General features: G+C 45.0%; 27 protein-coding genes and 1 tRNA gene. 3 read left to right on the forward strand and 25 right to left on the reverse strand.

Annotation, left to right across the window (positions count from 1 at the left end):
• Positions 1-28 precede the first annotated feature (28 nt).
• From ascF to KIT90_RS21190, 7 genes are all read right to left on the reverse strand, one after another.
• Entirely contained in the window at positions 29-1,522 is a 1,494-nt protein-coding gene (gene ascF / locus KIT90_RS21160; RefSeq protein WP_186174730.1) for a PTS cellobiose/arbutin/salicin transporter subunit IIBC, read from the reverse strand.
• A gap of 349 nt (positions 1,523-1,871) precedes the next feature.
• On the reverse strand, positions 1,872-2,387 hold the full coding sequence (locus tag KIT90_RS21165) for a hypothetical protein (RefSeq protein WP_285378569.1): 516 nt from the start codon (positions 2,385-2,387) through the stop codon (positions 1,872-1,874).
• The gene (locus KIT90_RS21170) at positions 2,384-2,596 is read right to left on the reverse strand and encodes a hypothetical protein (protein ID WP_050567678.1); all 213 of its coding nucleotides are present in this window, start codon (positions 2,594-2,596) and stop codon (positions 2,384-2,386) included. The genes KIT90_RS21165 and KIT90_RS21170 overlap by 4 nt, the downstream gene beginning before the upstream one ends.
• A gap of 171 nt (positions 2,597-2,767) precedes the next feature.
• Positions 2,768-4,315, reverse strand: coding sequence for an arylsulfatase (locus KIT90_RS21175; protein ID WP_285378572.1), 1,548 nt, complete (start codon positions 4,313-4,315; stop codon positions 2,768-2,770).
• A 160-nt stretch (positions 4,316-4,475) separates the two neighbouring features.
• Complete coding sequence (locus KIT90_RS21180) at positions 4,476-4,712, reverse strand: hypothetical protein (protein ID WP_020195642.1); 237 nt, start codon at positions 4,710-4,712, stop codon at positions 4,476-4,478.
• Positions 4,713-4,883: 171 nt separating this feature from the next.
• The gene (locus KIT90_RS21185; protein ID WP_285378575.1) at positions 4,884-5,231 is read right to left on the reverse strand and encodes a hypothetical protein; all 348 of its coding nucleotides are present in this window, start codon (positions 5,229-5,231) and stop codon (positions 4,884-4,886) included.
• 4 nt (positions 5,232-5,235) lie between these two features.
• A complete protein-coding gene (locus tag KIT90_RS21190) occupies positions 5,236-5,685 on the reverse strand; it encodes a DUF3291 domain-containing protein (protein ID WP_285378577.1) in 450 nt (149 codons plus the stop codon).
• Between the two features lie 306 nt (positions 5,686-5,991).
• On the opposite strand from KIT90_RS21190, the gene KIT90_RS21195 reads away from it, so the two are divergent.
• Together KIT90_RS21195 and KIT90_RS21200 are read left to right on the forward strand one after the other, a co-directional pair.
• Positions 5,992-6,789 (forward strand): class I SAM-dependent methyltransferase, encoded by a 798-nt coding sequence (locus KIT90_RS21195; RefSeq protein WP_285378579.1) that lies wholly within the window; start codon positions 5,992-5,994, stop codon positions 6,787-6,789.
• A gap of 115 nt (positions 6,790-6,904) precedes the next feature.
• Positions 6,905-7,276: a zf-TFIIB domain-containing protein gene (locus KIT90_RS21200; RefSeq protein WP_285378581.1), complete on the forward strand. Its 372-nt coding sequence runs from the start codon at positions 6,905-6,907 to the stop codon at positions 7,274-7,276.
• Positions 7,277-7,612: 336 nt separating this feature from the next.
• Here the strand turns inward: KIT90_RS21200 and KIT90_RS21205 are convergent.
• The 3 genes from KIT90_RS21205 to KIT90_RS21215 form a co-directional block, all read right to left on the reverse strand.
• Positions 7,613-7,700 (reverse strand) — tRNA-Ser (locus tag KIT90_RS21205).
• 144 nt (positions 7,701-7,844) lie between these two features.
• The gene (locus KIT90_RS21210; RefSeq protein WP_005441741.1) at positions 7,845-8,294 is read right to left on the reverse strand and encodes an L-alanine exporter AlaE; all 450 of its coding nucleotides are present in this window, start codon (positions 8,292-8,294) and stop codon (positions 7,845-7,847) included.
• 437 nt (positions 8,295-8,731) lie between these two features.
• The gene (locus KIT90_RS21215) at positions 8,732-11,152 is read right to left on the reverse strand and encodes a hybrid sensor histidine kinase/response regulator (RefSeq protein WP_285378583.1); all 2,421 of its coding nucleotides are present in this window, start codon (positions 11,150-11,152) and stop codon (positions 8,732-8,734) included.
• 53 nt (positions 11,153-11,205) lie between these two features.
• Between KIT90_RS21215 and KIT90_RS21220 the strand changes: the two genes are divergently transcribed.
• A complete protein-coding gene (locus KIT90_RS21220) occupies positions 11,206-11,817 on the forward strand; it encodes a YecA family protein (protein WP_020195632.1) in 612 nt (203 codons plus the stop codon).
• Positions 11,818-11,884: 67 nt separating this feature from the next.
• Here KIT90_RS21220 and KIT90_RS21225 read toward each other — a convergent pair whose 3' ends face one another.
• The 15 genes from KIT90_RS21225 to cydB form a co-directional block, all read right to left on the reverse strand.
• The gene (locus KIT90_RS21225; protein ID WP_285378586.1) at positions 11,885-13,051 is read right to left on the reverse strand and encodes a glutathionylspermidine synthase family protein; all 1,167 of its coding nucleotides are present in this window, start codon (positions 13,049-13,051) and stop codon (positions 11,885-11,887) included.
• 5 nt (positions 13,052-13,056) lie between these two features.
• Positions 13,057-13,626: a DUF1190 domain-containing protein gene (locus tag KIT90_RS21230; RefSeq protein ID WP_009707073.1), complete on the reverse strand. Its 570-nt coding sequence runs from the start codon at positions 13,624-13,626 to the stop codon at positions 13,057-13,059.
• An 8-nt stretch (positions 13,627-13,634) separates the two neighbouring features.
• Entirely contained in the window at positions 13,635-14,051 is a 417-nt protein-coding gene (locus KIT90_RS21235) for a DUF350 domain-containing protein (protein ID WP_285378588.1), read from the reverse strand.
• Complete coding sequence (locus KIT90_RS21240) at positions 14,051-15,094, reverse strand: potassium channel protein (protein ID WP_039841586.1); 1,044 nt, start codon at positions 15,092-15,094, stop codon at positions 14,051-14,053. The genes KIT90_RS21235 and KIT90_RS21240 overlap by 1 nt, the downstream gene beginning before the upstream one ends.
• A gap of 131 nt (positions 15,095-15,225) precedes the next feature.
• Positions 15,226-16,287 (reverse strand): quinolinate synthase NadA, encoded by a 1,062-nt coding sequence (nadA, locus tag KIT90_RS21245; protein WP_005441719.1) that lies wholly within the window; start codon positions 16,285-16,287, stop codon positions 15,226-15,228.
• A gap of 243 nt (positions 16,288-16,530) precedes the next feature.
• On the reverse strand, positions 16,531-17,286 hold the full coding sequence (ybgF, locus tag KIT90_RS21250) for a tol-pal system protein YbgF (protein WP_020195628.1): 756 nt from the start codon (positions 17,284-17,286) through the stop codon (positions 16,531-16,533).
• 15 nt (positions 17,287-17,301) lie between these two features.
• Positions 17,302-17,823 (reverse strand): peptidoglycan-associated lipoprotein Pal, encoded by a 522-nt coding sequence (gene pal / locus KIT90_RS21255; RefSeq protein ID WP_005441714.1) that lies wholly within the window; start codon positions 17,821-17,823, stop codon positions 17,302-17,304.
• Between the two features lie 31 nt (positions 17,824-17,854).
• The gene (gene tolB, locus KIT90_RS21260; RefSeq protein ID WP_005441711.1) at positions 17,855-19,207 is read right to left on the reverse strand and encodes a Tol-Pal system beta propeller repeat protein TolB; all 1,353 of its coding nucleotides are present in this window, start codon (positions 19,205-19,207) and stop codon (positions 17,855-17,857) included.
• Between the two features lie 13 nt (positions 19,208-19,220).
• Positions 19,221-20,246 carry a cell envelope integrity protein TolA gene (gene tolA, locus KIT90_RS21265; RefSeq protein WP_009707077.1) on the reverse strand — a complete coding sequence of 342 codons (1,026 nt, stop codon included), beginning with the start codon at positions 20,244-20,246 and terminating at the stop codon, positions 19,221-19,223.
• A gap of 13 nt (positions 20,247-20,259) precedes the next feature.
• Positions 20,260-20,703 carry a protein TolR gene (tolR, locus tag KIT90_RS21270; protein WP_005441707.1) on the reverse strand — a complete coding sequence of 148 codons (444 nt, stop codon included), beginning with the start codon at positions 20,701-20,703 and terminating at the stop codon, positions 20,260-20,262.
• Positions 20,704-20,706: 3 nt separating this feature from the next.
• Positions 20,707-21,405, reverse strand: coding sequence for a protein TolQ (tolQ, locus tag KIT90_RS21275; RefSeq protein ID WP_005426224.1), 699 nt, complete (start codon positions 21,403-21,405; stop codon positions 20,707-20,709).
• Positions 21,395-21,814 (reverse strand): tol-pal system-associated acyl-CoA thioesterase, encoded by a 420-nt coding sequence (gene ybgC / locus KIT90_RS21280; protein WP_005426200.1) that lies wholly within the window; start codon positions 21,812-21,814, stop codon positions 21,395-21,397. Before ybgC ends, tolQ begins: the two co-directional genes overlap by 11 nt.
• Positions 21,815-21,985: 171 nt before the next feature.
• On the reverse strand, positions 21,986-22,288 hold the full coding sequence (ybgE, locus tag KIT90_RS21285; protein WP_017188312.1) for a cyd operon protein YbgE: 303 nt from the start codon (positions 22,286-22,288) through the stop codon (positions 21,986-21,988).
• Positions 22,281-22,388 (reverse strand): cytochrome bd-I oxidase subunit CydX, encoded by a 108-nt coding sequence (gene cydX / locus KIT90_RS21290; protein ID WP_000270284.1) that lies wholly within the window; start codon positions 22,386-22,388, stop codon positions 22,281-22,283. Before cydX ends, ybgE begins: the two co-directional genes overlap by 8 nt.
• Positions 22,389-22,400: 12 nt before the next feature.
• Positions 22,401-23,537, reverse strand: coding sequence for a cytochrome d ubiquinol oxidase subunit II (gene cydB / locus KIT90_RS21295; protein ID WP_005441699.1), 1,137 nt, complete (start codon positions 23,535-23,537; stop codon positions 22,401-22,403).
• Positions 23,538-23,552 lie beyond the last annotated feature (15 nt).

Consider the following 23,552-nt stretch of genomic DNA (forward strand, 5'->3'; position numbering starts at 1 on the left):
GCGGCTCTATCAATTATTCAAATCTTGGTTATGCGGAAGCTGGCTTTGCAGGCTCTAACACCGTTACTTGTTCTTCGGCTTTTTCTTTATTTGCGACGTCTTTGTTTGCGATAGCTTCGCCTTCCTCGTCTTCATCGTTCGGGATGTCCTCAAAACCAAGGATTAAAGTGAGAGCGAAAGAAAGCACAATCGACAGAGCAATCAGACCAAATACCCAAGCGATACTCATCGGGTCGTTCACATCAAAGAACTGCACACTGGTGAACAAGCTCGGCGCGGCCATTGAGTGGCTCGCCAGCCCAGCCATGCCGGCAAGTGCACCCACGATGAAACCAGTGATCATGGTTGCGATGAGTGGTCGCTTCAGACGAACAAGCACGCCGTAAAGCGCAGGCTCAGAGATACCCGCAAAAATAGCAGACGCACCCGCCGCACTCGCGGTTTGTTTCAATTCGCGGTTTTTAGTTTTCCATGCAACCGCAAGACAAGCGCCACCCATGCCGATGTTGGCACCAATTTCCGATGGCATAACCATGCCTTCACGGCCAGTTTCAGCAATGGTTTGAATGATGGTCGGTGTAAATACGCGGTGCATACCGGTCAGAACCAACAATGGCCAAAGTGCGCCCATGATCGCAACAGACAACCAACCTAGAGTGCTGTGAATGGTGTAAACCAATGCAGAAAGCGCAGTACCAATCCAAATACCTAGTGGACCAATCAGAACGATAGCTAGCGGTGCTGCAATCAAAACGATCAACATCGGTTTTAGGAAGTTCTTCGTCACTGCAGGTGTGATGCTATCAACCCAACGTTCGATGTAAGACAGCGCCCAAGTCATCACCAACACAGGAATAACGGTATAAGTGTATTTCACCGAAGTGATTGGAATGCTAAAGAAGTCAACATGCTTGCCATCAGCCGCTTGCGCCATCAACTCCATGAAGTTCGGGTGAATCAACACGCCCGCAATCGCAATGGAGAGTGACATGTTGGTTTTGAATTTAATTGAAGCAGACGCGGCAACCATAACGGGTAGGAAGAAGAACGCACCGTCGCCAATCGCATTGAGGATGATCAGTGTTGAAGAATCATCATCAAGCAAGCCTGTCATTTTAAGAACCATAGCCAGCAGCTTCACCATTGAGCCGCCGATGATCGCTGGAATCAGTGGCGACATGGTGCCGACCAAAGCATCAAGGATCTTAGCGCCAATCACTTTTGGAGTAAGCTTGACCTTTTTCTCTGGTTCACTCGATTCTGATGAAGAAAGGTTGCACAACGCCATCACTTCTTTGTACGCATAAGAGACGTTATTGCCAATGATGACCTGACATTTATCACCATTGTGAACCACGCCCATCACGCCTTTGATGCCCTTCAGCGCTTCTGCATCTATCTTACTTTCATCGCTTAATACAAAACGCAATCGCGTCATGCAGTGTGTTAGTGCCACTACGTTTTCTGCACCGCCCAGTTTCTCTAGTACTGAACGAGCAATGATGCCGTAATCTTTCGCCATCTTTCTCACTCCAATTATTATTCATCAACCTGTAGGGAGGTTGTTTTCTTGCTGCGAACCTTCAAATGAGAATCAACGAAATCGAACACAACAACCAAGTTACCGGTAACATGTTACTGGTAACTATCGGTAAATAAACCGCGTATTCGGAGAACAAGTTCAAAGTGGGATAATGGCTGGAATCCACTGCAAGGTGAATGAAACAGCGAAATCTAAACATGATTCACGTTCTCAAAGACGTAAATCTGATCCGCTATTTCATTGATGAAGCTAATGATGTTGCATATGAGCAAGAAACCATCATTCGTGAGGATTAAGCAGATAAATGCGAGGTGGGTTCAAACGAGAACTAATGAAATGTCATACGACTAACGCGTAACATCAATGCGAGTAGCGCAAATATAGTCAAGCACAGATGGAGCCAACTAAAACGGCTATCCAACCCCTCTTCCAGAGAAAGGATTACCTGTCGATTTTGCTCTAGATATACCAACTTATAGGGCGCAGCAACATGTCTGCCTGTTGCGAAGATCACACCAAACTTCACTTCTTGATTGAGCAATCCGTTTGTGGTGCCAGAATCAGTCAGTGCTTCCACTATCAATCCATTCGGGTGGATTTCCAGATCGTAATAGCTGCTAGACGAGACAATAAACCCTTCGGGCGGGACATCAAAAACCACCACACCACCTGATACGTGCGTGACCGTTCCTTTATAGTACTTAACCTCTTCCTCGGTTGGTCCTGAGTTAACTTGATAGACAATCAAACCAACAATGGAGAGTAAGATTAACGTCACTAAGTAGAGGTGTGTTTTGGTGTAGTTAGGGTTAAGAAAACGCATGAATGATAAGAGATAGCTCATTTCCCCTCCCAATCCTCTTCGTGAATCGGTTTGAGCGGTGCAACAAGCAAATAAATAACCCAGCAGAACCACGACAAAAACAACAACGCACAAACCCATAAGACTTTTTCAGGTCTTCCCGTTTGTCGAGAGGTGGTAATTAACATAAAGGGTAAGGCCCAACCGACTACGATAATTGCAGTCATGATCATTCCTACAACGATGTCCATCTCATTTCCCTATCGTGAACTTTTCACACCTTTAATCAAAAGGTTGCTTATCAATGAAGCTCGTAACATGTCATTTTTCAATAAATAGAGCAAGTGACATTTATAAAACGTTAAGTTTGGAACTAAAAAAGCCAGAGTCATGCTCTGGCTTTGCTTTAGTAGAGGTGATTGCTAGCTTTTCGCTTCTTCCAACTTACGAAGGTTGGTCATTTGCTCCATGACTTTGTCGACTGAGAAGCTTGGGATCTCTTGTCGTGGAGGGAACTCTTTAAATGACTTCAACATCTCTGCGACTTTCTGTTGAGCAGGAACCAATAAGAACACATGCTCAAACTGCCATTTCTTGTAGCCAAAGCCTTGATCGCCTTTCTCAAGTGGATCGACTTGAAGGTCGAAGATCATTGGTAAACGCAAGTTAGTCAGCTCTTTGGTCCAGACATCCCAGCCTTCGTGTTCTTGGATCTTGAAATGCATCTTGAATCGTTTATCGCGCATAGCAAGCAGCTCACCATCGTCAGACCAATAGAAGAACTCATCACGCGCTGATTTGTCTGTTTTACCCGTAATGAAATCAACTTGGTTGTAGCCATCAAGGTGGTTTTTGTAAGTCTGGTTTGCCGACGAAGACTTATATCCTTTTAGCAAGTCTTGCTTGATGGTGTCATTACCTGCAATGGATAGTAGCGTTGGGAACCAGTCTTCACTCGCGAACATGTCGTTCAGCTTGGTGTTTGGCTGTATATGACCAGGCCAACGAATCATTGCTGGTACTCGGAAGCCCCCTTCCCAGCCGGTGTTCTTCTCACCACGGAATGGGCTAAATGCCGCATCTGGCCAAGTCGCATTCATCGGGCCATTATCCGTGGTGTAAATCACAATGGTGTTGTCCGCAATCTTCAAGTCATCGAGCTTATCAAGCAAATCTCCAACCATGTTGTCGTGCTCAACCATGCCGTCTGCGTATTCGCCAAGCCCTGTTGTGCGGTGCTCTGCTTTCACGTGAGTGCTGATGTGCATGCGCGTTGCGTTATACCATAAGAAGAATGGTTTATCGGCTTTGACCTGACGCTCCATGAAGTTCATCGCGGCATCAAGGGTCTCTTCATCGACCGTTTCCATGCGTTTGCGCGTGAGCGGCCCTGTATCTTCGATCTTGCCATCCGCATAAGAGTGAATCACACCACGCGGGCCAAAGTTCTTACGAAATTCGGGATCTTTCGGGTAGTCTGGGTTTTCTGGTTCTTCCTCTGCATTTAGGTGGTACAGGTTCCCCATAAACTCATCAAAGCCATGATTAGTTGGCAACATGTCGTCTTTGTCGCCTAAGTGGTTTTTACCAAATTGCCCCGTGGCATAGCCCATGTCTTTTAGCGCTGTTGCCATGGTGATATCTTGCATTTGCATGCCTTGCGCCGCACCAGGTAGACCTACTTTCGTCAAACCAGTACGAGCTGGCATCTGACCTGTAATAAATGTACTGCGTCCTGCGGTACAAGATTGTTGTGCATAGTAAGTGGTAAATAAAGCGCCCTCTTGAGCAATACGGTCAATATTTGGCGTCTCGTAACCCAACATGCCTTGGTTGTATGCAGAAATATTGCCGTAACCGACATCATCCCCAAAAATAACCAGCATGTTTGGTTTAGAGGCCGCATGGGCTGCAACCGATGATGTGGCGGCCACCATCGCAAGCGTTAGTGTAGATTTATTTATCTTCATAATATTATTTCTATAATGGTTCTTGGTTGAGTGAATTAATGAGTATTTAAATAAAAAGAAGAGTATTCACTTTCTTTAGAGCACAAGAACATTATTTAATTAGGAAGATTAAAGGTGGTTATATTTAAACAACCACCTTTATTGAATATACGACGAAGGGTTAACTACGGCCTCTCAATTCAATTGGCTGAGATTCATCAACTTCACTTCGGGTCACTGAGCCACCAGCGCGTGAGTCATTTCGACCTTTGAGCGTCATTTCTGGTTGAACACGCTCATACTGTACTTGATTGCCTTCCGGCATCGTCATATCAATCGTACCAGTGTATGTGCCTTCACCCGCGACAGCTGCGTTGCCAAAACAAATTGCGAGACTTAGGATTATCAGTCTTTTCATAAATACCCTCTCTCTTAATCTTTTTCTAAAACATTTTACTTCTAATAATTTGAGAACGTTTCTACTCAAACTTCATTTTCATAGTAGTAGAGATAATAAAAAACAGACAAGGAAAGATGACCTTTCCAATTTGGATATATATAAGAAAACAAATTATTTAAAAACTAAAAGTTATATTGAATATAACTCTATTAATAGTCCGTAACTGATATAAAGAATGATAATAAGGAAAATACTATTCACTATGGGCTTGCTGATCGTATATTTAGAAGACGTCTTGAACATTAAATACCACAGCATAAACAAATACATAAGCAACTCGCTGCTTAACTTAACAAGCAATGCGTTGTGATACATCCCATTTGTCCAAAACTCTTGAGGGGCGTTGGCAAAGTATCGACTCCATAAGACTTGATAGCCGATGACAATAGGCAGAAAGGCGAAACCTACGACTTTCCAAAAGCTCAAAGCTGCTTTACGCCGATGACCGCTCAGTGGCTTTTTACCATCTTGGCTCATTGGATTACTCGCCCAAATCCTTAGCAGTAAAGTTCGTTTTAAAGGTAAACGCGTATGGTGTGTCTCCGTTTTCACGCAGATGTTGTAACCTTTCTAAAGCTTCCTCTGGCGTGGGCTGATGATTGTCTTCAACCCACCACAATACGTAGGTTTCTTCTGCCAAGCGATGAAACCATTCCCCCTTACGACGCATGAAATCACGATGATGGGTTCGGAACATAAAGTTCTTCAGCGCATCCAGGTCATCCCACACCGACATATTGACGATCATATTTGGGTCATCGAATAGCTTAATGCTGGTCGCATCACCGGATTCGTCTTTGAGTCGCCAAACAAAGCCTTCACTCTGTTCCGCTATACCGTTCACCAAGTCGAGGTTATCGACGAAATCCTTTATCTCCGGTGCATCCAGCGGATACTTTGACAACGCAATATTCAATTGAGCAAGCTTCATTTGATCCTCATTGATCGTTCTTAATAAAAACAGCTATCGACTTTACTTCCACTCCACTCTTCCAACCTGAGCTATCTTTTGCCTTTTCTATATTTTTCAAATTTATAAGATTGTGCGGTTACTCGTCTCACTTCGACGCGCTACCTCTTTTAATTCAAATAACTTTTCAATACCTTTTAACACATTGAAATAAGCAATACGTTTCTGAGCAAATTGAATCATTCAAAAGCGTGACATTCGGCAAAGATGAAACTGTTCTCGATCGAATTCGAAAGCAAGTGACAGCTGGTTAAGGACTTAATATTTATGGATGAACTGATTGCTCAATATACTGGAGCAGATGAAGACTCTCGACTTACTCGTCAGAACATTACGAAGATAGAGTTTGATACCACAATGCACCTACTCGCCCCCTATTTAAAGTCTGGTGTTAATGTATGTGAACTTGGAGCAGCAACAGGTCGCTATTCTCTTAGCTTCGCAAAGATGGGTTGTAACGTGACCTCGGTAGAACTGGTTCCAGACCAAGTAGAGATCTTGAAAAAGAATGCGGAAAGAAAGGACTTACCCATAGATATCCATCTAGGCAGTGCTTGTCACGTCCCTTTCATTGAATCCGGTTCACAAGACCTCTGCGTAATACTTGGTCCTCTGTATCACTTGAAAACCAAGAATGAACGCGATCAAGCAATCAATGAAGCAAAGCGCATCCTAAAACCAAATGGAATCTTAGCGGTAGCGTATATTTCTAGATTCTTCGTTGCAGGACTATTCGCACAAAAGTTTCCTCACCTCGTAACTCCATCGACCTTATCTGAGCTTCATACAAATGGCACAGTCACAGCCTCTGAGGCAGATCGTTTTTTCAGAGTTGGCTACTTTGCTTCTCCTGAAGAAATTGAGCATTTGTTGCGCTCACATGCTTTCAACATCCTCGACCATGCCGCTACCGATGGGTTTGGTCGATATATCTCGGAAGGCATTAATAGTTTTACGCCTTCGCAATATCAAGCATGGTTGGAATATCACTTAAATACATGCCGACAAAGTAGCTTATTAGGCTCAAGCAATCATGGACTCGTCGTTGCTAAGAAAACGATCTAGATATCAACAGAAGATTCAAAACGTATGGCATTTAATGCTCACGTTTTGACATGTCGTCAGAGTGAAATGGGGCTACTACTCCCACTTCACTTTAGAAAATAAAAAGGAAAACCAAATGAAATGTCCGAAATGTAATTCTGACTTTGAACAACTTCAAACTCCGCTAGGTGATGTCGAACGATGCACAGAATGTAAAGGCTTATGGATAGACGCTTACGAAGTGGATGCAATGAAGCCCTTAGCAAATGTGATTGATTCTGGTGATGAGGAAATCGGTAAAGCGTTTAATGTTATCGACCGTATCGACTGCCCAGTCTGTCCAAATAATCAATTGCTTCGTTTAGTAGACCCTAAACAGCCACATATCTGGTTTGAAAGCTGCCCGACTTGTAAAGGTCGCTTCTACGACGCTGGTGAATTTAAAGATCTAGCGACACTCGACCTATCCGATTTTTTCAAAAAGTTCGGCTTGGTTGAGCGTGTTTAGTTGATGACAACACTTGAGATAGACGAGTTAGAGCGTATTCATGAATCAGACGGTTACAATAGAGTAAAAATCGATGTTATCAATCAAGAAACGAGTGAAGTACTGAAAGTGTTTCTCTACTGAACACAAAAACAACCGCTAGAACATTTTGATATACGGGCTGAACTGACTGACGAGCACCTTCTTGAACACGCTACGCTCTATAGATCTCGAAACAGTTCCACTTCGTTCTAAACAGGCACTCATGTAAAAACTCAGCCAATATATTTTTCACGCTTCGACAAAGACATTCAGAAACGAAAAAGCCCCAGCATTTCTGCTGGGGCTTTTAGAATGTGGCGGTGAGTGAGAGATTCGAACTCTCGATACGTTGCCGTATACACACTTTCCAGGCGTGCTCCTTCAGCCACTCGGACAACTCACCGAATCAAATTGTGGTTAGCATCATTGGCTAACGAGGCGCTAATTTAATGATTATGTTCCTGATGGTCAAGGCTAAACACGAAAAAAAGCGCCCTTTTGCGTTTGTTTGCTCACTATCTAGCTAAATTGCATAAAACAGGGGCAATTATGCTTCTTGATAGTAACCAGGAACGCGGAACCAGCGGCGGCACTGATCGAGGAAGTAACCGTAAAGTACACCCATACCACAAGACACAACTGCGTTACTCGCTACTGCCGTGATGATTTGGTCGGTAGACGCGCCTACGGCTAACAAAATGCCTGCGTAGACTGGAGATTGGAACAATACGTAAGCCACCAAGTCAGACACATTCTTCATAAACGAAGAAGGTGACAGTTTGTTACCTTGGCGCAATACCCAATCACGGAACATACCGTAAGGCCATGCAATCGCGATGTTTACCGGGATAGACAATGTGCGTGATGCTAAAGACTGCTCAAACGTCATACCCGAAATCAAGATCTCGATAATCATCCCTGTGATAAAACAAAAAACCACCATAGCAAAGGTATCCGCTGCGGCATTGCGAATACAAAATGGTCCACGAGACTTCATTTACAACCTCTAAAATCAAATACCAATAAAAACGACATCTATAAAATCATTTACTGCATTTAAAACCACATAGCAGTCAATAGCGCTATTAGACCATAAGATTTTCAGTTTATGATTCCGTTTTTAATTATCAGTTGTAAATTAATAACCAACTTTAAGGTTAAAAGTAGCAGCTTTCACCATAATCAGTAAAAACCGCCTTAAATCGACCTAAAATGAAGTTTAAAAACGTAATTTATTTACCAATAAACGACTTAGCTCGCGCAAAAACACAAAAAACCAGAGGAATATCTGGTAAGTGAATTTCAAAAAGATCAGCTTATGCTACTTGGGAGAGTAAATTCAGAGTAAACGCAAAGTTTGTAGAGTTAGGAAGATGGAAAGAAGCCAAAAGTAGTGCAGACAAACGCCCGCACCACTTTGTCGAAATGAATAGACTATTGATCTGCGAGCAGCATAGTCAGTTTGTCGACATCTTCTTGTTCAGGAGCGAGCGCTTTACTTAAATAACCCTCGATACGCTGGATAACCTTATTTAGCTCGTCTGAGACTGTTGGCTGTACACTCTCAAAAATATGAGAGAGCGTTGACATTGCCTGCTCCAAATTGTCGTCATCTAGCGCCATATAGAAGTTCAGCAGTAGTGCCTCTGCGTTTTGTGGCTTGGGCTGCTCGGCACCCTTCTTATCTTGATACTGATAAAGTATTGAAGCGTATCGGTACAACGCATCATCAAGCTCAGATTCAACAATAGGCTTAGCAATAATATGGTTGGCCCCCACGTCAAGCATGCGCTCTTGTGTCTCTTTGAATACATCGGCAGTACAGCCAAAGATCAGCACAGAACTTGCTGGCGTATCCATAGAGCGGATCACGGCAATGGCTCCCACTCCGTCGAGCACTGGCATGTGGTTATCCATTAAGACCAAATCGAACTCTTGCTTCGTTACCTGCTCTACCGCTTGCTGCCCGTTCTCAACACAAACACACACAAAGCCTTTCGAACGTAAGAAGGTCTCCATAATAATGGTGTTGGTACGGTTATCTTCTACGATAAGAGCGCGTAACCCTTGGCAATCGAGTTTATGTGTATTGGTTGATTCCAAAACACCCGCTTCACACGGATTAAGTTCTAGTTCCACAACAAACTTAGTACCAATGCACTCTTGGCTTTGTACTGTAATGCCTCCACCCATGTGTTCAGAAATCTGCTTCACGATCGCAAGCCCCAAGCCTGTGCCGCCAAAACGTCGAGTCGTGGAAGACTCCGCTTGTTCAAACGGTCTGAAGATACGCTTCTGCGCGTCTGGGTTGATGCCGATACCGGTATCTTTCACACTGATGGTCAGCTTGGTTTTGTCATTTTGTACATGCTCTGCCAACTCAACTTCGACAAAGCCTCGGTCTGTAAATTTCACAGCGTTGTTGAGCAAATTAAACAACACTTGACGCAAACGTGCTTTGTCATTGTTGTACCAACGACCTTCCGGCACATTCGAAATAATGCGGAATTGCAGACCTTTTTCAGCGCATAAGGTGTGATAAACACTGTTGATACTGCCGAGGATCGATTCAATTGGGAAAGGCGTGTTATCCAGCTCAATGTGCCCCTGCTCGATCTTCGAATAATCAAGGATCTCATTGAGCAACGTCATCATATGATCGCCTGAATCATACAAGGTGTTGAGATGCTTTCTTTGTTCATCCGTCAGTTGGGTCTTCAACAAGATTTGGGCGGTTCCCAACACGCCATTCATTGGTGTTCGAATTTCATGAGACAAAGTTGCGAGAAAAGCCGTTTTCGCATTGGTGGACGCTTGGGCTTTTACTCTCTCGCGCTCAAGGTAAATGGTTTTCTCGTTAAACTTGGTGATCAGGTGGCCAATCTCGTCTTCGCTGTCATAGGCAATATCGATGATGCCCCCAGTTTTGGAGTCATCCACCTTCTGAGCGATACGTACGATGGGCTCAACAATGTATCGGTTTAACAAGTAGTAACCCACCAGCACACACAAAAGCAAAAATGGGATGATGCCGGTCTCAACACTCATTACCTGATTAAACACTTGATCAGATACTTTGACTTTCGCGTTGACCACGTCCATGCGCCAATCAAAACCACCAAAGCCTAACTGGCTAATGTAAATGTCTTTGGTAAGTTGGAAGTTATGCTCAATAACAACTTGGTCATCAGCATCACGAATCACAACACCCAATGAGTATTGGTTAGTGTGCTCACGAATGAACTGGAATAACGCCTCTAGAGATAAATCTACGGTTGCTACGCCAGCAAAAACACCATCTTTATAGTAAGGCGCAGAAGCGGTGATCATCTGTACCTGAGTGAAAGTATCAATATACACGCCAGACCAACTGACTGATCCTGCGGGCTGGTTTACTACAGACTGGTACCAAGGCTCATTATCGTAGCCACCGGATTCTGGATTGTTGTAGGAGTGAATTTGGTCAAGACTGCCGTTTTCATTCTTATTGAAAAACAAACTCGTGTATTGCCAGCGTTCATCTTTAAGTATCGGTTTTGGCCATAAACCACCACTCACAATGATGTCGTCACTGACTGCGAGTAATTGTGGGATGGTATCTTGAAGTGAAATACTTGGCGTTGGTGTCTGCCCTAACCCCACTAAGCTATTTAAGAGTCCAACTGAACTCGTCAGAGGCCCTTCTATCTGTGAGGCAAGCAATTGGGTACGCAGATCCAGATTACGTTCGAGTTTTTCACGCACTGGAGGCTCGACCACAAGGTACACAACAGAACCAATGGTCGCGATGAAAAAGCACAAATAAAGCGTTAGGGCGAGAATGCTTTTTTTTCTGAGTGACGAACGAATTTCCATAGATGTAGACGAATCATTCCCTAATATCGATTTATCAATAATTGATTGGTAATATGAGCGCAACCAACCAGCCCATTAACAAATGGTATTCTATTTTGAAACTACAAGACATCCTTTCTCTTCCAGAACTTGATGGAAAACTACTAAACCTAGCGAAAACTCAAGGCTTTGTAACGTCTATGGCGTGTGCGCCAAACGTGTTGAATCCTCAAGAGTGGCTGCCATTCCTATGGGGCGGAGAAGAAACCGCACCTTTCTCTGATGGTGAGCAACTAGAACAGTACATCGATGAAATCGTTCAAATGTGGAACCAAACTCGCCCTGCACTTCTAGAAGGTGCGTGGCAATGGCCTGAAGGTTGTGAGTTAGATGATCAAGATATCGTGTCAGCAAACACTCGCGACTTCTGCGAAGGTGTACTTCAAGGCTGGCAAATTACTCGTGATGATTGGGAAAACTTAATGCCTGCAGATAGCGAAGACAGTGCTCTACTAGGTGGTGTTCTGCTTTCTCTTACTATGCTTTACGATCCAGAAACGACTATCGCAACACTTGCAGAACAAGGTATGGAAGGTCTTGAGCAGTTTGAAGAAATCTTCAATGCGATGCCAATGATGCTTGGCGGCCTGACTCAACGCGGTGTAATGCTAGCAGAAGAAGAGTAAACGCTCTGCTCGGTTAAAACAGGCGACATATAATGAAAAAGCTCTCCACACCGGAGAGCTTTTTTGATCAATCAAGAATAACGTGAGGAATGTAGCGCGCCATATCTTGAGTCACTAAACTGCTGTCTTCTCGAATCGAGATCCCTGCAGCTTTGTCATTCACGAGCCAACTGCCAATGAGCGTATGGCTTTGGCCAAATTTGGGTAGCGGATGATATTGCTGAACGATGTTTTGACTCGATTCGTACGGCCCAGGAGTTTTCACTAAACGCTGTTCATTTTTAACGATCTCTATGTTCGCGCCTTCTCGAGAAAACAGTGGCTTAATGACATAGTCTTTCAAACGGCTCGCTTTTGGATCGTTGGCAAAATACGCAGGCAGGAGATTAGGATGATTTGGAAAACGCTCCCAAAGCAGCGGCAACAAGGCTTTATTGGACAGAATCGACTTCCACATCGGCTCTAACCAGTTTACGCTCGATGTTGCTAAATACTTGCTGTATTCCTCTTCGAACATAAATTCCCAAGGATAGAGTTTAAACATCCAGCGGATCGCTCGGTCATCAGCATCCACAAACTGTCCGTCTTCTGTAACGCCAATGTCTTCAACAAAAACAAATGCGGTTGCTAATCCTGCCTCACGTGCGCAATCTTCGAGATATTGCACTGTGCCTTTGTCTTCTTCGGTGTATTTGCAGCAACTAAAGTGCAGAGTTTGTCCCGGTTGCAGTTTGGCGATCTCAGCAAAGCGCTCAATAAGGAAATCTTGCAGAATATTAAACTGGTCCGCACTTTGGTGGATGCGGCCTTTGTTGACGATATCTTCTAGCCACACCCACTGCCAAAAGCCAGTCTCAAACAGCGACGTTGGCGTATCTGCGTTGTTTTCTAATAACTTTGCAGGAGAGGAACCGTTGTACGCAAAATCCATTCTCGAATAGAGAGAAGGCTCTCTTCGCTGCCAAGAAGAAGCGACTTGTGACCACATGGCTTCAGGAATGGCGCATTGAGTCAGTAATCGCTCACTTCTTATTACTTGATCCACGATTTCTAGGCACATTTGATGAAGCTCCTCGGTTGGCGCTTCAATATCTTGCTCTATTTGCGAAAGGGAAAACTGATAATAAGCACTCTCATCCCAGTAGGGTTGGTCATACATTGAATGAAAGCCAAAACCAAACTGGCGTGCCAATTCACGCCAGTTTTCTCTTTCTTGTATTTCTCGTCGAAACATCGCTGTTAACCGCCACGACTCACAGACACCGCTTTACCAAATCCGCCTCGGGACATGGCACGGCCAATCGTACCGCCGCCTCGCTTGTTTAGGTTACTTGTCGCGACTTTGGTGGATTGATTACGGTAAGAACCGTAGAACTGCCCTGCACCGTTGTAATACTTAGACTTGTAGCGATACATCGGCTCTGAATAGTAGCTTTTGTTGTATCCACTCAAACCACTCACTGCACGGCTGAAAAAGTAACCACCCACAAACGGAACGTAAGAACGATGGCGTGAGCTGTAATAACAATCGTCTTCATAGAAATCGTCTTCACATTCGAACTCATTGTTATAGCGTGGTGCGTTTTCTTCCGCTCTGGCCATTGCTTCTTGGTAAGCGATTTCACATTGTTCGCTGAACTCTGGCGCGTCCGATTTACATTCATCCGCATCGGCATAGATATAGCCTTCGGTTTTCGACTCATGCGTTGCCAGAAAAAAGATACCGCCAAAAGCGACGAATGGAATGATTCGTCCAACTTTAAAGCTTTTGTCCATTGAAGAACGTTTGACGTTAGAACTGCGTTTCATCGCTCCTCCTAATACGTCATACAAGCCGCGTTCAGCACGCCGACAGATACCGAAACAGCAGCCAGAACAATGCCCGCCGGTACTTCATCGTTCTCAATGCGCTCCGAGACTTTTGGCAAAAGAATGAAGCGCACAATACCGAATGCGATGATCTGCGCAAGCATGGCTACAACGCCCCACACCATAAAATCGACGATGTTAACTGAGTTAGTCGCAGCACCTGCAATCGCAACGCAGTAGCCTAGAAAAGCACCGCTTAATGCAACGGCAGCGGCAGTGTTCTTTTCTTCTTTGATCAAATGCCACTCATCGTATGGAGTCAGTTTGACGTAGATGAATTTGAACGCCAGTACGAAAATAATCGACACCGAAAAATAGAGAAGAAAGTTAGGGAAACCTGCCAACAGGTTGGCAATCATATGCATTATTTGTCCTTGTTCATGTCTGTCCAAGCGAAATCATCAATTCGCTCGTCGGCAATATAAAACAGTTTGGTGTTTGGCGGCACTTGAGCGCTAAGTTCAGGGTTTAACTCAATACCGCTGCCAAGATCGAAGGCGATCAACGTCGCTTGATGATGCTTCTTAATAAAACCAAAGATCGTTTCAACATTCGTGGTTGGTTGATCGTCAGGGTAAATCACAGAGTACTGAGTCATACCGCGTGTCGAAGCGAGTAACTCTTGGTGCAATGCACTGGAACCCGGATCCACTGCCGCTTTAGCAAGCATCTCTGCACCAACTGCAGGAATACACTCTGCTTTCGGACAGTGCTGGCTAAGTAAGCGACCCAAAGCATCATCTTTAAAATAGGCAAGCAAGTGTGCATCAGGATTCACAGAGGCACAATACAAGGCGGCTGAGAGGGTAATATCATCGGTGAGATTATCAACAATGATACAGTTAGCTCCGATGATATTAGCGTTCTTCATCTCTTGCGCGTCGGTGTAACTGTTCACCTTGATAAAACCAATCTCACCAGGTAATGGGTTTTCAATGTCTGAACGGCTACACAAAACGATTGGACGTTTGCCGTGTTCTTCATGTTGCAACATACGGATCAGATGCATGGTACGTGCGCCATTCCAACCCAGTAATACGATATGGTTTTCCACTCTTACTCTCCGTTTCCCTAGTATGCCTGCTCGCCAATAATCAATAGCACCGCCCGCCACTCGTCCCAAAATGGCTGCAAATAAACTCAATCCACCCGGGATAATAAACAACACCACAACCCACTTACCCATATCACTTGAGGGTGACAAATCGCCATAACCAACCGTTGAAGCGGTCACCATGAGGTAGTAAATGAAGTTAGAGAAGTTATCGGTCAGAGCATGCTCTCCGGCGAGAGTCAACAACGACCATGAGATGGCAATGTATGCGCCACTAATAACGAGTAGGTTTCGGTTGCTCAATTTGAAAAGGTGAGCACTAAACCACTTTTTCAGTACTAGCCATACAGCCATAAGTGTCCGATTCCTTTCTGATTGCTATAACTAAATACTAACCTATTGATTGTAAGAAACAAAAAAACCAGCCATATTCGGCTGGTTTTTGAGATTTGTCTTAACAAACCGCAGTCTAAATAACGGAAAGATTAAGCGTTACCTTTTACCTGCATGTTCAACTGCTCAGCAAAATCTAGCATGCGGTTCAGTGGGATAAGTGATTTCACACGTAACGCTTCATCAACGAAGATTTCGTGCTCTGCACCACCTTCATTCAGTGCTTTTTCAATCGCTTTAAGACCGTTCATTGCCATCCAAGGACAGTGAGCACAGCTGCGACATGTCGCGCCCGCGCCTGCCGTTGGTGCTTCAATCAGTTCTTTCTCTGGCACTAGCTGTTGCATCTTGAAGAAGATACCTTTGTCAGTCGCAACAATCATTTGTTGATGAGGAAGCTCTTTCGCTGCCTTGATTAGCTGACTCGTAGAGCCAACCGCATCTGCTAGTTCAACCACGCTCGCTGGAGACTCTGGGTGCACTAGGATTGCCGCGTCTGGGTAAACACTCTTCATCTTGCGTAGCGCATCTGCAGAGAACTCATCGTGAACAACACATTCACCTTGCCATAGCAACATGTCAGCGCCAGTTTTGTTTGCAATGTAAGAACCTAAGTGGCGGTCAGGGCCCCAGATGATAGGCTTATCTTCTGCGTCCAGGTGTTCAACAATCTCTAGAGCGATGCTTGATGTAACTACCCAATCTGCGCGTGCTTTTACCGCTGCAGATGTGTTTGCGTAAACCACAACCGTATGGTCTGGATGCGCATCACAGAACTCGCTGAACTTGTCCGCAGGGCAACCAAGATCAAGTGAACATTCTGCTTCTAGCGTTGGCATTAGAATGCGCTTTTCTGGTGTCAAGATCTTCGCAGACTCACCCATAAAGCGAACACCACCAATGATCAGCGTACTTGCTGGATGACGGTTACCAAACTTTGCCATTTCTAGCGAATCACCAACAAAACCGCCAGTCTCTTCAGCCAGAGCTTGGATCTCAGGATCGGTATAGTAGTGAGCGATAAGTACCGCGTCTTTTTCTTTAAGCAGCTTTTTGATTCGCTCGATGTAATCGGCTTTTTCTTCTTGGCTTAATGGGATTGGTTTTGGTGGGAATGGGTAAACTGTGTCGATTTTATCTAATATGTGGCTCATTGCTCTTGCTCTACGCAACTTCCTTTAATCCGAGTATTGTAACCTTGTTGATTTTCAAAAACCAACCCGTAACCGGAATTTATAGCAGTCTAGCCGTATATCTTTGTTGTAAGTAACAATTCTAATTGTTGCTCATGAACATTCGTTGCATGAATCATTCTTCTTTTAAAGTCGTAAAGCCAATGCAAAGAAAAAGGGAACCGAGGCTCCCTTTTTAATCATCTTGATATTGCTTAGGCGTCGTTACTTCAGCTTAGAGCTTGCAACTTTCGCCGAGGCGCTGCCTGGGTACTCGTCGACCACTTGCTGATAGTATTTCTTCGCTTGTGCGTCATTATTGTTGCGCTCAGCGATATCACCTAATTTAACCAACGCATCTGCACGCTTGTTGGAATCTTTGTAAGAAACCACCGCTGCAAAGCTCTTCACGGCATCTTTATCCTGCTTCTTCGCGAAGTACAACTGACCTAGCCAGTAATGTGAATTCGCTGAATATGTTGAATCAGGATAGTCCTTTTGGAACTGTTGGAAGGCAGCGATAGCACCGGTGTAGTCGCGTTTTTTAAGGATTAAATCCACCGCGTCTTGGTAAGCCGTTTGTTCATCGGCATTCGATGTGTACTTACCGCCAGTTTCCGCTGGTTTGGTTTCTTTAACAGGTGCGGCTTTCATTTCGCCACGCACTCGATCAAGCTCCACAAACAGCTCACGTTGACGCTTAAGCATTTGCTGCATCTCGTAGTTGTTGCGCTCTAATTGACCACGTAGATCACTGATCTCTTGTGCCATTTGGTCAACTTGTTCTTGCATTTGAAGCTGAACGCGGTTGCGGTTTTGCAACAAGCGCTCTAAACGCTCGATGTCGCTTTCGGAAGAAGATCGAGTAGATACTGATGATGTGCTGTTGAGATCTGATACTGGAGCTGGTGCAGCGAACGCGAAGTTCGCTGCACTTGCCAGTAACGTAAGCGTAACAGCGCGCTTAGTGTTACTGAACATGAGGTTTACCTCGAATTAGTATACTAGAACCGCACGACGGTTCTTAGCGTAAACATCTTCAGATTGACCTAGAAGAAGTGGCTTCTCTTCACCGTAGCTAACGATAGAGATTTGATCAGCTTGAACACCTAGTGCTTGTAGGTAGTTTGATACTGCTTCTGCACGACGCTCACCTAGAGCGATGTTGTACTCAGGAGTACCGCGCTCATCTGCGTGACCTTCGATCGTTACTTTAAGAGCAGGGTTCTTGCTTAGGTAAGAAGCGTGAGCTGCTAGCATCTCTTCGTAATCACCAGCAATTGTTGAGTTATCAAATGCGAAGTAGATTGTTTGAGTTTCACGTAGCGCTTGCTCTTTTAGCTCTTGCTCTGTTAGCTGGCTGTTTGGATCGATCGGAGTAACGACTGTTGTTTCTGCAGCACCAGTGTTTGTCTCAGCACCCGTGTTAGAAGCAGCGTCATCGCTTGAGCTACATGCTGTCATAGCCATCACAGGAATCGCGATTAGTAGCCCTTTTAGAACCTTGTTCAGTTGCATCTTATTTTCCTTTATTAATCAATTTTTCTTACTACAAAAACGGTGACCACGCGGGAGCTCTTACACGCCCATTAGTTGCCGGTAATCTAGCTTTAAATCGACCATCAATTGACACCATCGATAGTACGTTTTTCTTGTTGTAAATCGAGCTATAGATAACCATGCCACCATTTGGGGCAATGCTCGGAGACTCATCAAGCAACGTTTTTGTTAGCACCTGAAGAGCACCTGTTTCCAAATCTTGTTTGGCCAAGTTGAAACCCGAATCACTGCGATTCACCATGACTAGGAATCGGCCGTCAGGAGTGATTTGACCACCCAAGTTTTGACTGCCTTGCCAAGTCAAGCGATTAGTCGAACCGCTGCCCAAATCTACTTTATAAATCTGAGGTTTACCACCCCTGTCAGATGTGAAAATCAGCGATTTGCCATCAGGGTGCCAGTATGGTTCTGTATTATTTGATCTGCCACGCGTAATTTGTGTCAATTTGCGTGTTTTTAGATCCAAAGTGTAAACCTGAAGTGAGCCAGTCTTAGAAAGCACAAGGGCTAACTGGCTGCCGTCCGGCGAGAATCTTGGCGCACCATTATGACGAGGGTATGACGTGACCTTCTCGCGTTCACCGGTGTAGATGTTCATGATGAAGATCTCGGCCTGACCATTCTGGAAACTTACGTAAGCCAGTTTCTGACCATCTGGAGACCATGCTGGAGACATAAGCGGTTGCTTAGATTGAAGCACTAGGCGCTCGTTGTAGCCATCATAATCCGCCACGCGAAGTTGGTAAGGGAAGTTATCCTTATCGTTCACCACCACGTAAGCGATACGTGTCATAAACGCACCACGCTCACCCGTTAGTTGCTCGTAGACAAGGTCAGAGATACGGTGCGCGTACTCACGCATGCGTGGCCCTTCAACCGTAGCTACTTTGTTGAACAGAACATGATCTTTAGAAAGTACCAGCTCCCCGTCGCCACCAAGTGCTTTGCTATTGCCGCCAGTCAATTGACCGCGAACAACGTCAACCAATTGGTAGTTCACAACGTAGTTGCCCTGCTCGTTCTTTTTGATTGAACCCGTAAGCAGCGCATCAACCCCAAGGCCAGTCCACGCATCAAAGTTAACCTCTGATTCGTTGAATGGTGTTTGTGGCATCTTGCTAGTTGGTACCGGGCTGAACTTACCACTGCGTTGCAAGTCTGAAGCAATCACAGCAGAGATGTCCGTTGGAAGAGGTTCACTGCCTTCCCATTTAAATGGAACAACAGCAATTGGTCGTGCTGAATCAATACCATCGGTAATGACTAGCTCTAATGCGGCGTGAGCCACACTTGTCAGACTGCCAAGCAGTACAAACATTCCTAGTAAAAGGCGTTTAATCACGTCTCAGTTCCTTTTAGTCCAAAGCAACAGTTAAGTTGATGTCTTTCAATTTTTCGTTGACCGCTTCTTCTGACGATTTAGGGAAAGTCCCTACCTGCGCAATCGCACTCTTCGCAGCCGCACATACTCGGGCGTCGCCGTCTAATATGGTCACGCCAGCAACCATCATGTCTGTCCCTGTTGGGATCAGTTTGATGTTTACCCTACACTCCTTTCCCAGCAAGTAATCATCCTTAATCAGCCTTTGCTGAATGTTCTGTTTATAGATGGATGACATACGAGAAAGTTCATCGTCAATGAATTGGTTACGAGCCGCACTGTTTTGGCTTGCCTCACTTTCAAGGCCTGCAAAAATATCATCCAGTGCAGCTTCTTGCTCTTTACGCTCACGCTCTAATCGCTCAAGACGCTCTTTCTCTTGGCGTGCCTTTTCTGCGGCCTCTTTCGCTGCCTTTTCTTTCGCGATGCGTTCTTGCTCGGCTTTCGCAGCGGCTTCACGTTCACGTTTCGCTTTTTCTTCAGCTTCTTTCGCAGCTTTCTCTCGCGCTACGCGTTCTTGTTCCGCTTTTGCGGCCGCTTCTTCTTTGGCCTTACGCTCTTGTTCGGCTTTCGCTGCTCGCTCTTTCTCTTTGCGAACACGCTCTTCCTCAACTTTGCGTTCTTGTTCTTTCTTCTTGCGAGCAGCTTCGGCTTCTCGAGCGGCTTTGGCATCTTTCGCCTGCTGCTCTTTTAGCTTACGGATCTGTTCTTCTTCAGCTTTGCGGTTTTTCTCAAGCTGCTCAGCTTCACGTCTCAATTTATCTAGACGATCTTGCTCTTTCTTCGCGGCTTTTTCGCGTTGCTGACGAATCTCGTTCGCTTGTTTCTGAACAAGTTTTGGATCAATCACCACAGCCTGAACCATCTGGCCAGTCGGCTCTGGTTTCGACATAGTGAAGTCCGTCCCCCAAAGTAGAGCCACGACTAATAGCGCGTGCAAACCAACCGATATTGCTATCGGCTTGGTGTACTCTTTGGATTTTTTCTTGTTATCTTTCATAGATGTTCGATGTCTATTCCCTGATATCGGTCATCAGACCCACTTTTGGGATGCCTGCACGACTTAACTCGTCAAGCAAAAGTACAACGTCGGCGTATGGCGTCGCTGCATCACCACCTACCGCAACAGGTGAATCAGGTTTAATCTCACGCTCGGCTTTCACGCGCACAATCACGTCTTGTAGTGATAGACCGCGTTGAACCTCTTCATCATTCACGCTTAAGCCTAAATTGCCGTCACGATCGATTTCAATGATGATGAAGCTGCTGTCTGTATCACCAGCCAAGTCTTGCATAGATTCAGCCGTTGATGTCTGCGGAAGATCCACATCCACACCTTGAGTGACAAATGGAGCGGTCGCCATAAAAATGATCAGCAGAACGAGCATCACGTCGATGTATGGTACGACGTTGATCTCTGCGGTCATTTTACGCTTTTTAGGTTGGTAACCCGCCATGCTCTATTCCTTACTTGCGCTGTCTCGACCCGCCATCGCTTGACGGTGCAGGATGCTGTGGAATTCTTCAGAGAAAGTCGCGTAAGTGTGCTCTAGCTTACTTACTTTGTTGCTAAGACGGTTGTATGCCATTACTGCAGGAATTGCAGCAAATAGACCCATTGCAGTTGCAATCAGGGCTTCTGCGATACCTGGCGCTACCATTGAAAGCGTTGCTTGCTTTACTTCACCTAAAGCGATGAACGCATGCATGATGCCCCAAACCGTACCAAACAGACCAATGTATGGGCTGATAGAACCGACCGTTGCAAGGAATGGTAAGCTGGTTTCCAGTTCATCAACTTCACGAGCAACAGCAACGCGCATTGCACGGCCAGTGCCTTCCATGATGTAAGCTGGCGAGTTCGCGTTGCTCTTACGTAAACGAGCAAACTCGGTAAAACCTGCGTAGAAGATTTCTTCTGTACCTGTGATGTCGTCTTTACGACCTTTCACTTTCTGGTAAAGCTGAGAAAGATCAGTACCCGACCAGAATTTGTCTTCGAATGACTCCGCATCTTTTGATGCTTGAGATAAGACTTTGCTGCGCTTAATGATCATAGCCCATGATGCGATTGACATGCCGAGCAGTGTCAACATCACAAGCTTTACCAACAGACTGGCCTGAAGAAAGAGATCTAAAATGGAAATATCAGCAGTCACTATTTGTTAGCTCCGAATTGATAAATGATGGAATCGCAATTGGCTTCATTTTCTTATTATCGATACATGCTACCTTAACCATTGCCTTGCACAATGTTCTGCCTTCATCATTGACTAACTCTTGACAGAATTGCAAAGAAGCACGTTTTATTTCTGACACTCGGGTTAGAACGGTCAAATGCTCGTCCAGCCTTGCCCCTTGGTTGAAATCGATATCCATGTGTCGGACAACAAAGCCAATGTTTTGTTCCAGTAACACATGTTGAGAAACGCCTTTTGCACGCAACATCTCAGTGCGTGCGCGTTCAAAGAATTTTAAATAATTTGAGTGATATACAACGCCACCCGCATCCGTGTCTTCGTAATACACAGTGATCGGCCAGCGAAAGGGATTTGATGTGCCTTGCAAGGGAGTACCAATATATTCAATTCTTTAAAGCAATTACTATAACTGAAGCGGCAGTAATTGGTACTGAGGTAAGGGAATATTTTTGAAATTTGTAGAAAAAATAAAAGCCAGACAATACGTCTGGCTTTTATTCGATGATTTAGTAACCGACTTTATTTCAGAGTGTAACGCTTACATGAAATACAGTGCAGTTAGATAAATTAAGATAGCGAGCGAGAAATAAGGACTGAACAGCACCTGCCAGTACCAATTTCTTGGCTTGAAGCCCACACCATATACCATGCTTGAGCACACTGCCCAAATCAGTGCTGGTGCGATAAACGCATTAAAGCCACCAATTTCTCGATGGTATGCGTTCGGATCCCACATCACCAATCCTACATGCATAAATCCAAGGATTAAGGCCAAGACTCTTAGTAGAGTCTTGTCCATTGGTGCGTGAAGTTTCGCTACCTTGTCAGCGAGATTACTCACTGTCTTTATCCATCATTTCTGAGTGCTCTAACCAAAGAGCGTTGATGATACCGAATGCACAAGCAAGTAGTACACCTAGAATCCATGCGAAATACCACATAGTAATAGCTCCTTAGTATAGTGAGTTTTTGTTTTCTTCGATGAACTGGTCATCCAAGCGGCCAAACATCTTGTAGTAAGTCCAAGACGTGTAAGCAAGGATGATAGGAACCATAACAAACGCTACGCCTGTCATTAGGTTCAGAGTCAGTTCAGATGAAGTTGCATCCCACATTGTCAGACTTTGGCTTGGCATTAGGTCTGAAGGCATTACGAATGGGAACATTGCGATACCAGCAGTAAAGATAACACCAGCGTTACCTAGGCTTGACGTTAGGAATGCGATGCCACACTTCTCTAGGCGAGATGCCAATACAGCTAGAAGCGGCATAGCAACACCCAGTACAGGTGCAGCCCATAGTAGTGGGTAAGCTTCGAAGTTGTTCATCCACGCACCTGCTTCACGGATAACCTCTTTGTTAAGAGGGTTAGAAGCCGCTGCAGTGTCGATGCCACCTACGATAACGTAGCCTTCGATGCTTTGGATCCAGAAACCAGCAACCACAAATGCAACCACTGTTAGTAGACCAGTAAGCTGAGCTACGTTACGAGCACGAGTATGTACTTCGCCAGTTGTCTTCATTTGAAGCCAAGTTGCACCTTGCATCAGGATCATGAACAAGCTTACTAGACCACATAGCAGAGCAAATGGGTTTAGTAGACCAAAGAATGAACCGTGGTACGTTGGCATTAGGAATTCGTTCAACTGGAATGGAACACCTTGTAGAAGGTTACCAAACGCTACACCAAAGATGATTGGTGGAACGAAGCCACTGATTGAGATACAGATATCCCAAGTGTTACGCCATTTTTTATCTTCAATCTTTGAACGGTAATCAAGACCGATTGGACGTAGCCAAAGTGCCGCTAGGGTCAGGATCATCGCTAGGTAGAAACCAGAGAACGATGTCGCGTAAACCAAAGGCCATGCTGCGAACAATGCACCACCAGCAGTGATAAGCCATACTTGGTTACCATCCCAGTGAGGTGCGATCGAGTTAATCATCACACGACGTTGTGTGTCGTTTTTACCGATAATAGGTACAAGCGCGCCCACACCCATATCGAAACCGTCTGTAATTGCAAAACCAACTAGTAGAACACCGATCAGTACCCACCAGATGAATCGCAAGATTTCGTAATCAAACATCTTGTTGTCTCCTTG

It is taken from the genome of Vibrio sp. B172a (assembly GCF_030248355.1).
Lineage (GTDB): Bacteria > Pseudomonadota > Gammaproteobacteria > Enterobacterales > Vibrionaceae > Vibrio > Vibrio owensii.